The following is a 15,933-nucleotide window of genomic DNA, read 5'->3' on the forward strand; positions in this document are numbered from 1 at the left end:
GGGCCTCATTTTAAGGCTTGGAGGTGTCTACGAAACTAGGGGCGATTCACACCTCTAACTTCACTGCTGCCTTTCGCAGAGAAATAAATGCCAGAGACCGCTCTGGGCTAACTGCCAGAGTCCAAGTTCTTAACCCTAAGTCAGAGCGGCAATTTGGCGCTGATGCCTGCATCATTTTTGAGAACCGAACAGAATTCAAAATAGCTTTCTTCGAAGCGAAATGGCCAAGACTCAAAACGCAGGTTAATGCATGGGACTCGGTTCAAAAATCTACTGGAGGGTCACACTTTCATTCGCAGTTGGTCAGGCAGCATCCCCATGCCGGCTATGCAGCTATATGGGAGATGTTTTATTGTGAGTACCAGTTTCATGAACAACCCCGCAGTTTTCCGGTTTTTGGGTCAGCTTGCGTTTGGCACCAAGACGCTTACGCAGCGTCTTTAAGTCGGGGAATAGTCACTCAACCATGGGAGGACAGCGACCTTTTGAGCTTACTGTGCTCCTCCGGCACTGATATTCGCAATATCATCTCTCAGATATGCGAATGCCACGCAGGCCGCCCACTGCCTAAAGATAAGTTCGGCTATAAATTCCCTGATGGTGCTGCTCCACATGAAGCGCTTGTGATTACCTATGACGGAGATTCTATCCACAAAAATCGCTTGTTCGATTGAGGAGTCAAGAGGGGGCTCATCTCCGTGTGGCAGGGTCCTCTCCTCCTGGACATTACATAAAGCCAGCATTGCCTAGTTTCAATCGACGCCATGTGGGCCTAACCATCTACTCCGCCTATACGTTAGCTAAACATTACAATGGTCCATAGCCTTGAGTCATGTAGCCCTCCGAACTCTAAAAAACCCTATAATACGTATAAAATTAGAGGCATAATACATATAACACCAGCGTGAAACACTATCCCCACAACCTGTAGTAGCCTCATCGCAACGACAACTTACTACAAATTTCATTCACTTTTTAACCACTACCTGGTGGACCACAGCGCTCATTTGCAATGCTATATTTTGAGAAACAATAGTAGAGATGACGTCGAGTAGTGGCTTGAATCCTGAAAAATCGATAGAGCCTTGCTTTTTCTTAATCACATATTCCGCGAAGTAATGCTTACCATACTCGTCAGCCTTTAAATCCTCATTTTCAGCTTTGAATTTTTTACCATCTAGGGTTTCACTCAATGTTGCCACCGGAAAAAAATCTTCAATTTTGCTTTCTAAAGCGCCATTCAGTTTTGGAGTCGGAACCACATAAAGACCTTGAGCAATATGGTAGTACGGCATACTTCCATCAATTTTCTCAGTGGTCCTCGTCGTTGCTTTAATGGTCGAAAATATCTCTCTCGCGCCCTTGTCATTATCAATTAAAACAATAACGGGAAACGGAGACCTTCTACTTTTGTATTTAGCAGCAGCTTTAGAAAAATCCGTAATAAATGTTCGGAGATGGGGAGATCCACCATTAATTCCAAGTAGCTGCGAGTTAAGCTTAGAATATTTAAACAATGAAATATTTAGTCTGACTTTATCTGGAGCCTCAACAGTTACAAGTGAAGGATACTGCTTGGCCAGACTGCGTATTGCGCACCTTAAATATACGTTATCCGTCTTACCTTCGCATATTATCATCGGCATTGGATTGGCATAAAAGCTTTTGTAAAAAATCAGATCCCGATGCACTTTTTCAATAGATGTTAGCTCCCCCCTTAAGTCTTTTATGCCCGCCCGAATAGCGACGTCATTGTTATACTGAGAAACCATTGCGATGTGGCTGAACATCCCAGAAAGCTCCTCCACACTTCCTGCTCTTGTTTCGGAAACAGCCCTGCCGTCATCTTTAATAGAGAGTTTCTCTACCTGAAAGCTTCCAGACTCAAACAGTCGGTGCGCCATTGCTCTGGCCCGTCGCCTGTATTGCGCGGGTACGTTTACTTTTTCATTTACTACCAAGCCGGTCACGTCCTGACGAGAATCTCGATACTGCAAGCGAGTTTTTCGACTATTAACTTGGAAGCCACATTTCTGAATGACTCTTTCCAGCCTCTCTCCAACTACCCAGTCATGGGGAGAATTCCCTGGAGAAACCAGTTCCAACGGAAACTGCTGCTTGTTCGTTGAAAACGTCAGATCATCAGCATACCTTGAATAAGTACACTTCATCTCTGATGCTATCTTAGCAAGCTTAATGTCGAGCAAATGACCAATAAGGTTAGAGACTACCGGAGAGCAAGGGCTGCCCTGTGGAATGCTATTCTCGTAGCAGATTATCTGCGCCAACACAGTTGCAACGCTTGGTTGCAATGAAAAATTTTTATTGGTGATAAAAAAGCCACGTACACGACCAAAATTAATGGCTCCAAAAAAATCCTCCAAGTCAACATTCAATACTAGACGTCGCTTTTTGTGCACGCTCGCATTTGTGACTATTGAATAGCCTCGCTTGAACCCATGCGATAGCGTATGAGTAATTTTTTTAGACTCATTAATTTCGTCAATGCAGTCTTGAAGATATTTCGAAACACAGCTTTGGAGGTTCTTTAACTCCGGGCACGGTGCACGAATTGTTCTAATCGAACCGGATTTTTTTGGAATTGTAAAACTTGTATAAAGCCGATCTTTAGAATATTTGTATACTATAAAAGAAACAGCTTTCGGTTGAAAACCAAGAATAATGGAAAGATCACGGAGCGACTTAGCGCTTTGAAGCAGCTTTAGCTTTATCATATAAATTAAGTAGGCTTATAGATACTCTTATGCGAAACTCCAAGTAACCCTGAAGTGCCAAACAGCTTGCTAAATTGTAGGAGCAATGTACTCCGACATTAGGTATCACAGATCGCGAAACACGACCAAAAATCTATCTATAAGCCTTGCTTGATGGTAGCACACCTCCAGTGAGGCATTGCAACCAAAGAATCATTCAAGCCACATTGCACATTCCAGAATCTTTTGCGCTGAGCGCTGACGCGATGGCAGGCCATCGAATTTCAATTGTCAGAACGGTATGTCGCTGTCGAAGGGGTCTTTTATATTCCGGAGAGGCAGCGCATTCTTTGGCAAAGGTAGATTCGTGACGATGAACAGATTGAGAATGTCATGCCTATCCATAAACATGATCTGAGAACGCTTCGTGGCATCCAGCTTGTTTCCTAGCCAGTTCCGAGCCTGCTTAGTTATCTCACCACCTGCGACGATAAACGCGTGGTCAACCAGCACTCGTCTATTCAATTCCGAATCAAAAATCTCGTGCCCGAGCATCATGTTAACCTGATTGTGAATCTCGGCGACGTTTGCTGAACCAGGCTTGCCGACACCAGCTGAATCCAGCTTGCCTTTTTTAGCTTGTATACCGAAGTAGAGAACATGGAGGGTCGGCAGGGTGTATTTCATCCACACGTCCTTGCCATACTCCAACGCTTTGTCTTTATGACCCGCCGCCGTGATGCGATGGAAGCCAAGCTGACGGAACAGCGGCAGCAGTACCTCCTCGATAAGCTCATCTTCGGAGCAGTTGTCGAGGTACTTGTTGAGTTGCCCTCGGCGCTCCACCTCCGCTGGACTTAGCGGGCGATGTGGGTTCGCCATCTGCGCAATTGTGTTTGTGGCATTGTGGCGCAACTGGCCGACGCCGTGCTCGTCGTAGAAAGCTTCCCAACCTTCCCGCACCAACACAGCATTAAGCGCAGCAATTGCTTTGTTCCTGTCGGGATCACCTTCCTGTGCGTCGCCCTTGTCGAGAGTTGCGCGGATGATCCGGATGAAAGCATCAGGCGGAACCGAAGGACTTGGGTGCGGTAGAGCCAATACCTCTTCCAGCCTGCTAGAAACCCACGACCATCGGGTCGAACCGTCGTGGGTGTAATCTAGGTCACAGTCTTGAAAGAACTCAGTAATGTAACTGCTTGAACGATACCGAAAGTGCTCTGGATCGCCACAAACAATGTGGGCGAGTTCTCTAAGATTCCTGCTCTTCCATTTCATTTTCGTTTCTAGACCAAGCTGAGTGAGGCTGAAGCGGCAGTAGCCGATATACCACATTTAGCCGACAACCACCGAACGCTTTAGATCGATTTAGGCCTTCGTAATACGCTGGATCATGCTCAGTCCTCAAAAAAGGAAGCGATGAGCGCTGGAGGGGTTTCGAATTGCCTTCCCTTAGCGGCAAGTTGATCGGTGAATCCCTAGTCAATTTGACGGCGCAGCTCATGCCATTCTGATATCGTTTGAGAATATGGCGTAGATCGTCGCTACCGAAAACGCAAAGGAATGTGCCTATGCATCTCTCAAAAGTTACCTTGGTAAACTATCGAAATTTCGAGAGGGAAAGTTTTTTATTTGAAAAAGGAATAAACACTATAATTGGTGAAAATGGCGCTGGGAAAAGTAATCTCTTTCGCGCCATTAGGCTCTTGCTGGACTCAAATATATATCGATCTGCATATGCACTAGACGAAAATGATTTCTTCAGAATGAAAGGGTCTTGGAAGGGCCACTGGATAATAATAAGCCTAGAGTTCGATGAGATAGATCATAATGAAGCAGTGCAATCGCTATTCCTACATCGGGGTGCAACGATTGATGGGAGTAGAGTTGGAAGGGCGACATATAATCTAATATTTCGTCCAAATCAGTCCACGCGTGCCCCTCTCTCACAATTAGAGTTTGGAGACGTTGAAGGTTTAAAGAATCTACAGGAACAAATCACTATAAGTGACTACGAACCGTATTTCACGGGGCGAAGCGTTGCTGACTTCAAAGATCCGGAGATTTACCGGACCGTAGTTGGTGACTTTAAGGCAGTAAAATTTCCAGCAGTAACGTCTCACCTCGTGGGGTCGCCTATACCAAATCAACTTTCAGTGGCAAGGGAAGTTTCTTTTACGTTCATTAAGGCACTAAGAGATGTAGTTTCAGATTTTTCTGGGAATAGGCAGAATCCACTGCTGAATCTTTTAAAACGTAAAAGCGAAGAAATTGATCATGAAAGGTATCGACCAATTACGGACAAGGTAAAGGCGCTTAATAATGATATCGAGGTGCTTTCAGACGTTCAGGAGGTCCGCTTCGATATACTTGATACGATAGCCGAAACTGCTGGCGAGGCTTATTCACCGGCGGGCCTACATATAAAATCAGATTTACCTAGCGAGGCGGACAAACTTTTCCAATCACTAAAGCTTTTTGTTGGGGAAAATGACGAGAATTATGCGGGGGATATTTCAGAGTTAAGCCTTGGTGGCGCAAATTTAATTTACTTGACACTGAAGCTTCTCGAATTTAAGTATCAGAAGCAACGAGAGACAGTCGCCAACTTTCTCATAATAGAAGAGCCGGAAGCTCATATCCACACACATATCCAAAAAACACTTTTTGGAAACATCAAATTCGACAATACCCAGATCATTTATTCTACGCATTCGACCCATATTTCAGAAGCTAGTAACGTAGAGAAAGTGAACGTCCTAGCTCGGAAAGGTTTACGCTGCGAATCTTATCAACCAGCTACGGGTTTGAGCGTATCAGAAATTCGTCATTTACAGCGATATCTAGATGCGACAAGGAGTAGTCTCCTGTTTGCCAAGGGTGTGATGTTAATCGAGGGAGATGCTGAAGAAATAATGATCCCCGCGCTTGTGAAAGAAGTACTTGGCATTAGCCTTGACGAATTGGGAGTTAGCCTTATCAATATTCGAAGTACTGGGTTTGAAAATGTTGCCTGCGTATTTCATAAAACCCGAATTAAACGATATTGCAGCATTATAACTGATTTGGATGCGGCAATCGCAGAAACGGAACCACTAGTAGGTGATAAACCTGCGATGATTAAGTATAAACGTAAAATGGCCGCTTCTGAAAAAGCAGGGTTGTCGCGCAAAGTCCGATTGGACAATTTTTGTCGCGGTAATAGATACATGAGCGTTCACTACGCAGATCACACCTTTGAAGTAGATTTCGTCAAGTGTGGAAACGAGGAAGAGGTAGCGGATGTAGTTGATACTGTGTACGAAGATGAATCAACAAAGATTTTAGCTAAAAAAGAGATTAATTCAGGTGAAATAGCGGCCTATGGAAAGCGAGTGCTAACTATGGCCACAAATGCTGGAAAGGGCTGGTTTGCCATTCAACTTGCGGAAAAAGTAGGGCCTTGCTCAACAATTCCAAACTACATTCTAAACGCAGTATTTAATGCTCAGCCGGAAATATCAGACAGTTTGCGTCTTCGAATTATCAAATACAGAATCAAAACCTTGAAACATTTTGCATATTTTGAAGATTATGCGATGGCGGTTTCTGAGGCAGAGGAACAGATACGAGCTTTAGAAGATAATATCATAGACTATGAGAACGTCATGAATGCCCTTGAATTGATCTTTCCCGAGGATCATGTCATACAAAAAATAGTAGGAGTATAAAATGGATATGTTAGAACTGGCTGGGCTGAATGACGAGCAGATAAATGCAATAGATTATCCCGGTAGTGTATTTCTGACGGCATGTCCAGGCAGTGGCAAAACGAGAACTCTCACATACAAAATTGCGAGTGAACTGAAAAAGCTGACAACGCATAGGGAATTTATCGTCGCTATAACGTATACACACAGAGCGGCAGATGAAATTCTGGAACGTGTCGAAAGTTTTGGATTAAACACAGAACAACTATGGATAGGAACTATTCACTCTTTTTGCATGGAGTGGATTCTTAGGCCGTACGCAATATATGTGCCTCGATTGCAATCCGGCTTCAGTATAATCAACCAGCCTGATGCCGACGCAATGCTTGACGAAATTTGCGGAGATCTTGGCGGGCCGACTATCAATTCTTTCGACTGTGGTTATTTTTTTAAAGATGACAAGCCGACTCCACTTAGCGGCGAAAAAAACAAGCATGAAAATATACTTGCGGCACTGAAAATTTATTTTCGAGCTTTAAAAGAAGCACGTAAAATAGATTTTGAACTAATATTATACTTCGCGAGCAAATTACTGAAGCAACATCCAGCGATAGCTACTAACCTTGCAAACTTATTCAAATACATACTTATAGATGAGTATCAGGACACTAAAGAAATACAATATCAAATAGTATGTGCAATTTTCAAGGCGAGCGAAGGTCGAACCAAGGCTTTTATTGTGGGGGATCCTAATCAAGCGATTTTTAAAACTTTGGGCGGCTACCCGATAGAGCTGCAACAATTTCGCGAACTGTCTAGACTCAATGTTGCAGAGCTTTCGCTATCACGGAACTATCGTTCATCTACCAAAATTGTTAATTATTTTGCTAATTTCAGTCTAAGTGAAGCGGAAGTTATTCCTTCGTCTAGCTCAAGGGATTACCCAAGCATTATTACTTACAATATGACAGTTCATGCAAGAAGCGTAGAGGATGAGATTGTAAGGCTTATTAACTATAGTATGAACGATCTGAAGATTGACCAGAGTCAGATATGTGTTATAGGTCCCCAGTGGCAATCGCTTGCTCCGTTGACGCGTCGGTTAATGAGTCGTCTTCCTGGATGCGATTTTGATGGCCCAGGAATGGTTCCATTTGGTCGAGAATTAGATAATTTTTGGTACAAGCTGAGTAAAATCTGTTTATCGGAGCCTGCACCTGAAATGTACATAAGGCGTCTCCGCTGGTCTGCGGAAATTTTAAGTGCACTGAGTAACGAAGGAATCAAGTGCATCCTATCTAAAGGCCAACTGTTAAAAGAGATGAATCAAATTCAAGTGGGAGAAACTAAAGGTATGACATTTCTGAAAGTTTTTTTCGACGAGTTCTTGCGAATGTTAAATGTGAAGATAGAACACTTCCCCGGTCTGAAAAGTCACTACGATTCGTTTTTTGATCATGCCAATCGAAAAATAGAAAGAGCCAAGAAAGAAGGAAATGAATTGCTAGAGGGAATAGAAAGTTTTAGGCGAGTATTCCGGCCGCGTACCGGTATAACGATCTCTACAATACATGGGGTTAAAGGAGCTGAGTTCGATAACGTCATCGCATATTCTCTATTACAGGGGACAGTTCCTCATTATAAAGACCCGGAGCAACTACAAAGTGCTAAAAAATTGCTCTATGTTGTATTGTCTAGGGCGCGGAAGAATATTTTCCTTATTTCGGAAGCGGGGAGAAGAAACCCTCCGACGACTATACTGAAGAACTACAAATACGACTACTCTAAGCCATTTTAGCATTGGGGAAGCCGACTTAATAATTATAAAGTTTGGATAACTCATCCATCCTGAATGGTACAGCGTTAAACTGAACGCTTGAGCCGGCGCATTCTAATCAATAAGCAGTCGTAGTTTTAATTTTACCACCAAGTAAGTCATCAAAAAAATTGTCCGCTTTCCTACTCGAATTAATGCTCCGTCCAGCTTCCCAATGCTACTGCCTACGCCTATTTTAAAAAACCGACCCCGTCATTGAAACTACTAAGTGGGCAGTTGCTGGGTGCTCTGAGTGCAATTCTACTCACTTTCAACGCGTAGATTGCCGATTGCATCGGAGAGTTCGAGCGAGGATTGGTAATTTCGTAATGAAATTTTACTATTCGGTAAGCCCGTTTAAATAGGTTTTGGCTATCAAAAATGTTTAAGTGATTGACATATAATGTCAATGTTATTGTCATTCCCCGTAAATCAATGAGTTAGAACTGCCCTCGTATATATAATTAAAAATTAATGATCGAGGCGTTTTTCAACGCGCTACATTGCCATCATAACTTCGGTATTGCGCTCCCTGGTTCCGGCATATAGGTTTTGCGCTGAACTTTTACGGGGGTCGAGATGATTGTACCTAAGGTGGCCGGCTATTTTCCTCTTTTGCCTGATGCAAGTATTATCCTAGATTCGTGCCAGAACGACGGTAATGACGAGCGTAAAAAATATGGCACAGCAATTAATGTCTTTAACTGCTACCTGGATATAACTGATCAACGATGTCTCGAACTGCCTGATGATAAATTGAATTTACTTCTGCAACGGTACTATGGATTTTTAGTTGTAGAGACAAGTGCTATCGATCAAAATCGCTACACGTTATTCAATAGAGTGGAGCGTCTTTTAAAGACCAGATTTAATCGAGTTTTGAGTACAGACGTCAGTACGTTGTGCGAAACGCAATATATGCAAGAAGGTGTAAGGCAGTACAGAGGGCTTAGAAAAAGCGTAAGGAAACTAAAAGCTTATCATGGAGACTTTGTCAGTGTTCGCAACGGGAAACCAATATTTATAAACCTAATTAATTTTAGACAGAAATTCCCTGAAATTACTGATGATGTGTTCGAATCGATATCTGTATATCTAGGTAGGTTTCCTAGAAATTCCGCTATCACAGAGCTTAGTCGTGTGAATCGCGTCTTAGAACTCTTCTGTCGAACTCTGAAGGGAGATCAAGATTTCAGGCTTTTAAAGAACTCTGAACACGTAAGTAGGTTTTTTGAACACTACCATGTATTAGAGCGGAAGCAAGTGGAGCACGAGGGAGGAAATGTAAAAGTCTTTTCCGTAACTTGGAACTGCTGTATGAGAATAGTAGAGCAGATCTTCATACACGATGGGATTATTGCACAGTCAAGTTCTCCCCTGCCGAGAAGTTTTTATAAGGCCCGCGCAGATGAACCTAGGGCGGATGGCCATCCGGACAAGCTTTTTGCAGGCCTAACCGAAATCTCTATTGCTATTAAGGATGAAGAAGCGGCCGAGCTTGTATTGGATAGAATTGAAACTGATATAGATTGGGTCGTGCGTTGGTCCGAACAGGCGCGCGCTCTAACAATGCAAAGGCTGAAGCGTAGAAGATTTCTCGCTAGATCTTATAAAAGCGGGCAGCCTATTGTGTCTGAAGACGTAGAGCGGCGTTTTCCTGAATTAGCAGGAGTTGCTGACTACAATTTGTTCTCTTCCAGATGTGCGGCTTGGGACGAAAACGCTTTCATGTTGACAGAGGGGCAACTCAAAGTTTTGTTTGGTAATCAAAGGCGTTGGTGGGTTGAGGAATTAGGGTTGTTGACAACTACAACTCTAATGCCTTTTCTTCTTTTACTAGTTCACGAGCATCCCGCTATAACTCCCTCGTGGTTCGAAGGGTTCACGTTGTACAACAAGCACGGTATTCGAAGCGGGATCCGTAGAGTAAAAAAACTTTGGGTAGCTGTAGGGAAAAAACCACGAAAAGGTAGCGGAAGAGCAATCCAGGCTATAACGCTCAATAAGCGATCACGAAAATTGTTTGTCGAAATACTGATGTTAACCCGTGAAGCTAGGTTACATCTGAAGGCCGCGGACAACCAAGATTACCGCTATCTTCTTATCGGAGGGCAGAGTGGTTTTAAAAAACCAAAGCGACATACGCTGAGTAAACCTTCCACAACTAGATATGATAATTCGTCAATAACCACAACGATTATGAATTCTGTTGAGTCCGCTAATGATTCGGAACATTTAATCGAGCTATTTGAAAGGCTAAGCCTTCGCGAATTAAGAACTAGTCGTGCTATTCAAATTTTTCTCAAGACTCGGAGCTTAAGGAAAGCATCTCAAGCACTTGGTCATGAGGAATTTACTCAATCGCAGATGGATCGATATGTCCCAAAAAGATTTAGCGAGTTCATGGTTGATAGGTGGGTAAGAATATTTATTGAAGGGATGATATTTGAGGCGATGAAAGACAGTGATTATTTGCACGAGGCAGTATCCTTTACGGATGTTGCAGATATTGATCGCTTCTTAACCAATCATCAATGGAAGCCTTTGCCGTCGGTAATTATTAAGGGGTATGGAGTTGGTTACAGCGACGCGATTAAAACGCTAAGTTCGGAAAAGATCTACCTCCCGTTCTCAGCCGAAGTATGCACTGTTTTACTGTCTATTGGAGTGGCTTTAGACAGTGTCGTTAGAGCACATCAGCCTGTCCCAAAACATCTCAAACTATGGCATGGGACAGCTAACTTCATTGCTGCCGTAAAAAATGAAGCTAATGAGCATCCTGAGCTGCCTATTACGCCCGCAGCTCTAGCTGTCATACGCAACAGCGAAGCGGACCCAGATTTGATACACCGTCTAAAAAAGGAGCTGCCGTATGCGTAGAGCACCTAATATTAGCCCGACCCCATTATTTATCGATGAGCTACCTCATTTACTCGCTCGGCGGTTTTGCACATCGGCTATTGATCATCTCTTTATCGATGGAACATCTTATGAGGGCCTTATTTGGAAGCTTAGGTTCTCTGAAAATTCGGCTGTGCCTAACAAAGTAATTGACTTTAGGGTTCTCATTTATAACGGCAGCTTATTAACAAGCGATGAGAATATTGACTTGCTTCAAATATTTAAAGGCCTAATCGCCTGTCAGTTGTTGCCAAGATTCAATGGCGGCCAGCCGTTAGTTGGAGCCACGCTATATTATAAAGTGCTGCGTACTTTAAGTTTTATAGATTGGCTGCTTATTAACGGACTGAATTTCGAAATAGCGACTAGCCACTTTGCATTAATTTCAAAACGCCACATACAAAAATTTCTAGCAGCAGTTTCAACCATGAAAATTTGGGATGGGGCGTATGAATATACCGGAAAGTTAAAAGAGTGGTTGTTGCTCAACGTCTCATGTTTGAGTGATGTTGACTACGCAAATGTTCTAAGTGCTCAACCACTGTTAGGTACTTTAATCCCAGAAGAGGATTGGGCGCTTGGTCTAAAGAAAGAGGAACTTCTCCGTGCGCGGGCTTGGCTATACAGCGCGGGATATTACAAGCGTAAAGAGGGTAGATTGTTTTTTCATGCTTCCAGTTTTATTTCAAAAACCTATGCTGGTACGTTACATGGTCATTCAATCTCACCATTTGTAATTCCTGAGTTGGTACTTGAAGATAGTTATTCTAGAGAGTGTTTGGGTGTCTCTGTTCGGAGATCTTTCGAGGAGGGGTTTAGTAGGGTTGCTGAATCGAAATACTCCGATGTTATTTCAATGATTGGAGTCATAAACGCTGAAATATGCGATTCCGGTATGTCGTTAGATGTTGCGTTATCGAAAATACCGGATATTGAATTCTTGGATTTTACGGAAAAAAGCCGAGATGGAAGATACCGGTCTGTTCCAGCGCCCGTTCTTCTCGGAACATTAAGGAAAGCAATTGAGTTTTATTTGAAGTCCTCAAATGAGATTTTTACCGCCATTAGATCGTGCGCTTCAAATGCACCTAAACAGTTTGATCGAGTGATCATGGATAACCGGGTCAGCTTACATACATTCGCGAAGTCACTGCGATTGTCAGGGTGGACACAAAAAAACACCCTCGGTCTTCCTTTTGATTACAATCAATTTAGAGAGTCACCGTGCCTTTGTGAACTGTACAACGTCCTAGTAGGGGTCTCGTCATACGTTGTAGGCATGATAATGGCGCGTCGCCAGGGCGAACTTATTAGCCTTAGAGATGATAATTGTCTAGAACCTAATATCAACCCATATTTGCCTAGCAGTGTAGGAACTCACTACTATATGGTTTTCGATTTGATGAAGTCGGGGGCCGGAGATAAGCGCGAAAGAGTTAGAAGAGCGATACCTCTAATTGTAGCTAAAATTTTATGGGATCATAAAGAATTCAAGCGCAGCCTCAAAGACGCAAAGCTATTACGTATTGAAACTGACAGGCAGCTTTTTCAAGTCGCAAACGCTTTTTCCGTTAGCTTTACTGCTTTATCCTCCACTAGGCATAACGAAAGTCTAGATCAAATGCACGATTTCCTTGAAGTTGACACTGTCACTGATGAGTGCGGCATTCAACGGCGTTATTATATTCGGCAGCATCAGCTAAGGAGATTCTGGGCCCAAGTGTTTTTCTGGATAAATGGGCGGGATGGACTTGATACTCTTTCTATGTTTCTAGGGCATACGGATCCGGAGATGCTATACCGATATATATTGGAAGAGATTCCTGGATCCATGCTCCTAGATGCTAAACATGAGAGGGTAATGGATGCCATTCGGGAGGATGACAGAAGCGTCCGTGGCTTGGACCAGCTATTAAGCATATTGCATGAAAAATTTGAGACCATGCACCTTCATTTTAAAACCGTCTCAGATATTGAGCGAGATATTGGTTATTCCGTCAACCATGGATTAGTAAATACAGTCCCAACCTTTGAAGACTTTTGTTCAAGTGCAAAAGCTTCGAATATCATTGGTAATCTCCTAGCGGCAAAAACTGTGGACATCTATCCCGAATTTATAAGCTTCGATGCTGGGGATGGCATGGCGAGAACTCGGGTTGAACTTTGTCTGAGGGTTAATAAATAATGGCTAGGCCAGCGCGACTCCATATTTCCGTAGAGGCCTTGTATTCGTACCTTCTACTGTTTATTAGCGGTGAATTGGATGAAAAGTCTGATGAATTTATAAATAGTCTTTCTACCCAATCTAGCGTAGCTAAATTTTCTCATTCGGACAGGGGAATATTTGGATGTTCCCTCAACGCTCAAAAATTAGTGGCTGATCAGTGCATCGATGGCGGATATAAACGGCTCAATGAACTGCGCATGCGAGCAGTTGAGGTTTCAAGAGCGCGAAAGGCGCCAGGTAGAAACTCTAAATCGGAGCTAATTGAGCGCGTTCAAGATTTGAAGGTGCAGTTACATTTAGCCCATCAGGAGAACAGCAGGTTGGTTATCGCATTAGATGAGCTGATAGATCTTGCTGTTCGAATGGCGGGGTCGGAGGGTGTCAAGCAAAAAATTGTTGAGCGCGAAATAGGAGAAGTCACGTTGAGATTTGGAATATGAATTGCCGACAACTTATTTTGATAAATGACAATGTTAAGATTCCTGTATTAACTATCGACGATAAAGTTAAATACATTACAGTTCCCTGCTTTCCTTTTGCTCGGTGGCCTGACCTCGCACCATGCCTACCAGTAAACAGCTTCTTGCTTAATTTATTCGTCAACAAGTCGGGTCGACTTTCCCTATTAAATAAAGGTGGCACGTTTACAACCTATGCTAAGGAATTGACACACATCATTCGATATTGCCACTCTAATAAATTAAGAATGGCTGGTTTGAGTGATCGGCGCTTTGTGGCTTTTAAAAATTATTTAGAGGCTGAAGTTGACCCTATGACTGGGCGTTCAAAGCGTAGTTCTAATCATGTGGCGAGAATTCTTCGAAGAACGTTGGATTTATTAGAATACTTGCATGCTAAACACGCTCGCAACATACCCTGGTGCATAAAAGCTTCTAAGAAAGAAATATCCGCAAGAGATGGAAGCAAATACATGATCTGGACACACCCTTGTATTCCAGTTGAGGAGTCCGGAGATCCGCGTTTGCCTATAGGAGATGCTGTAATAAAACGACTTAAAGTAGGCATACGAGAGCTTTGGCCGGATACGCAGGGGGATAAAAGTTACCTTCTTCAAAGGAGGAAATTGACATTGATTTCTGTTTTGGAAAAGTTGGGTTGCAGAAGAGCCGAAGCTGCTCGAATTTTAACAACAGATATATATGATGCCTTCAACTCCCCGTTCAAAAGGCCGTTGCTTAAGATACCTAGTGTTAAAGGTGTTAGGAAGTATAGATATGTGCCGGTTAGTAAAGTAGTGTTAAGTTCATGGATTGATTATATTGAGACCTGTCGACTCACCATCATGCATAGTTATAAAATGATTGATCAGCATGATTTTCTTTTTGTAAGTGTGAATAGCGGAGAGCCTCTTGCTATTGACTATATCACCACCGAGATCAACGAACTTAGACGTAGCCTTAATATTAGCGATCCTTGTCATGCTCATCTCTTTCGGCACCATTTTGTAACAGAGGTTGTGAAGATGCTAGCGGTGCAGTATAGAGCTGCCAGCGCCGATTCTTTTACCCAGATGCTAATTAATGACGCTAGCCTTTTAAAAGAACTGCGAGAGTGGGTTGGACATAGATCTGTCAAGTCGCTGACGACATATATCGATCTTGCTTACAGAGAGCTTGCCGATGTGCCCAAGGCCTACGAAGAGGTGAGAGTACGGATGGCCATAGATGATTGCGCAGCAGCGCTGGATGACTTGGAGGCACGCCTCACGGCAGGCGAGCTAAACGACGTCGAATATGCCTATCTTGCAAGACAGGTCCTGGAGGTCAGTCGTTCGGAGATTGGTCCTACGCCAATCTAACGCCCAATTAGCGTGTTGTCAGTAACTTCACTCCATATTTGTATCTCAAGCTATTGATTATCATGGACTTGTATTTATGACATTCCGTAGCAAATAGGGAAAGTTGCAGTTCGTCGAGAAACAGCACGCCATGATGGGCGAGGGTGATTTCGCCGGGTTGCGGCTTCGATCCGCCACCCACCAATGCAGGACCGGAAGCCGAGTGATGGGGCTGGCGGAATGGTCGTTGCGGCCAGTGACTCAAGGGCACGCAACTGGTGACGGATTGAATGGCGGCGACTTCCAGCGCCTCGTTTTCGGCGAGCGGTGGAAGCAAACCCGGCAAACGGCTCGCCAACAGCGTTTTACCAGTCCCGGGCGGTCCGCTAAACAGCAGGTTATGCAAAGTTACAAAACACCGAGGTGTTCACGCCGGACGAATTGGAACCATTCAAGGAACGGCGTCGGCGCAGCCTGTATCGCTCGTGCCGCCCAAGCCGGAAGGATAACTGGAAGCCGTCTGTCGCTCAGTTCAAAATATATCTTGCATTTGCTACGCGTCTATGCTTGACAAATCAATACTTCCATGGTAAGATAGTATACGAATTAAAGAATTTTCCTACGCGCTTCACCCAACCGGACAGCCGCCAAGCTGAATTCCGGTAAAGTCGTTTCCAGAATCACCCGCGCCGAACCAAGCATGAACTTGAGTCTGGTGTAGTTGTAGGCCAAGGGTTTAACAGGATCCTCAGAAGTCGTTAGCAAGGCGATGGCCGTAACTTGCTAGA

Annotated in this window: 9 protein-coding genes and 1 pseudogene; 7 read left to right on the forward strand and 3 right to left on the reverse strand. The window is 43.6% G+C overall.

Going from position 1 to position 15,933, the window contains the following annotated elements; translation table 11 throughout:
* Positions 1–23 precede the first annotated feature (23 nt).
* On the forward strand, positions 24–674 hold the full coding sequence (locus tag K0F88_RS09775; protein WP_219094927.1) for a hypothetical protein: 651 nt from the start codon (positions 24–26) through the stop codon (positions 672–674).
* Between the two features lie 294 nt (positions 675–968).
* On the opposite strand, the gene K0F88_RS09780 is transcribed toward K0F88_RS09775, so the two are convergent.
* Together K0F88_RS09780 and K0F88_RS09785 are read right to left on the reverse strand one after the other, a co-directional pair.
* Positions 969–2,735: a retron Ec67 family RNA-directed DNA polymerase/endonuclease gene (locus tag K0F88_RS09780; RefSeq protein ID WP_219094928.1), complete on the reverse strand. Its 1,767-nt coding sequence runs from the start codon at positions 2,733–2,735 to the stop codon at positions 969–971.
* 270 nt (positions 2,736–3,005) lie between these two features.
* Entirely contained in the window at positions 3,006–4,049 is a 1,044-nt protein-coding gene (locus tag K0F88_RS09785; protein WP_257605215.1) for a restriction endonuclease, read from the reverse strand.
* A 236-nt stretch (positions 4,050–4,285) separates the two neighbouring features.
* Between K0F88_RS09785 and K0F88_RS09790 the strand changes: the two genes are divergently transcribed.
* The 6 genes from K0F88_RS09790 (at position 4,286) to K0F88_RS09815 (ending at position 15,166) form a co-directional block, all read left to right on the forward strand.
* Complete coding sequence (locus tag K0F88_RS09790) at positions 4,286–6,424, forward strand: ATP-dependent endonuclease (protein WP_219094929.1); 2,139 nt, start codon at positions 4,286–4,288, stop codon at positions 6,422–6,424.
* Position 6,425: 1 nt separating this feature from the next.
* Positions 6,426–8,201, forward strand: a complete 1,776-nt coding sequence (locus K0F88_RS09795) for a UvrD-helicase domain-containing protein (RefSeq protein WP_219094930.1) — start codon at positions 6,426–6,428, stop codon at positions 8,199–8,201.
* A gap of 597 nt (positions 8,202–8,798) precedes the next feature.
* A complete protein-coding gene (locus K0F88_RS09800; RefSeq protein ID WP_219094931.1) occupies positions 8,799–11,099 on the forward strand; it encodes a hypothetical protein in 2,301 nt (766 codons plus the stop codon).
* A complete protein-coding gene (locus tag K0F88_RS09805) occupies positions 11,092–13,305 on the forward strand; it encodes a hypothetical protein (protein ID WP_219094932.1) in 2,214 nt (737 codons plus the stop codon). The genes K0F88_RS09800 and K0F88_RS09805 overlap by 8 nt, the downstream gene beginning before the upstream one ends.
* Positions 13,306–13,379: 74 nt before the next feature.
* The gene (locus tag K0F88_RS09810; RefSeq protein WP_219094933.1) at positions 13,380–13,787 is read left to right on the forward strand and encodes a hypothetical protein; all 408 of its coding nucleotides are present in this window, start codon (positions 13,380–13,382) and stop codon (positions 13,785–13,787) included.
* The gene (locus K0F88_RS09815) at positions 13,784–15,166 is read left to right on the forward strand and encodes a site-specific integrase (RefSeq protein WP_219094934.1); all 1,383 of its coding nucleotides are present in this window, start codon (positions 13,784–13,786) and stop codon (positions 15,164–15,166) included. Before K0F88_RS09810 ends, K0F88_RS09815 begins: the two co-directional genes overlap by 4 nt.
* Before the next feature lie 106 nt (positions 15,167–15,272).
* Here K0F88_RS09815 and K0F88_RS09820 read toward each other — a convergent pair.
* Positions 15,273–15,548: pseudogene (locus K0F88_RS09820) on the reverse strand (ATP-binding protein); the annotation flags it as partial.
* Positions 15,549–15,933: the final 385 nt, after the last annotated feature.

This window comes from Pseudomonas sp. UMAB-40, from assembly GCF_900095275.1.
GTDB classification, from domain to species: Bacteria; Pseudomonadota; Gammaproteobacteria; order Pseudomonadales; family Pseudomonadaceae; genus Aquipseudomonas; species Aquipseudomonas mandelii_B.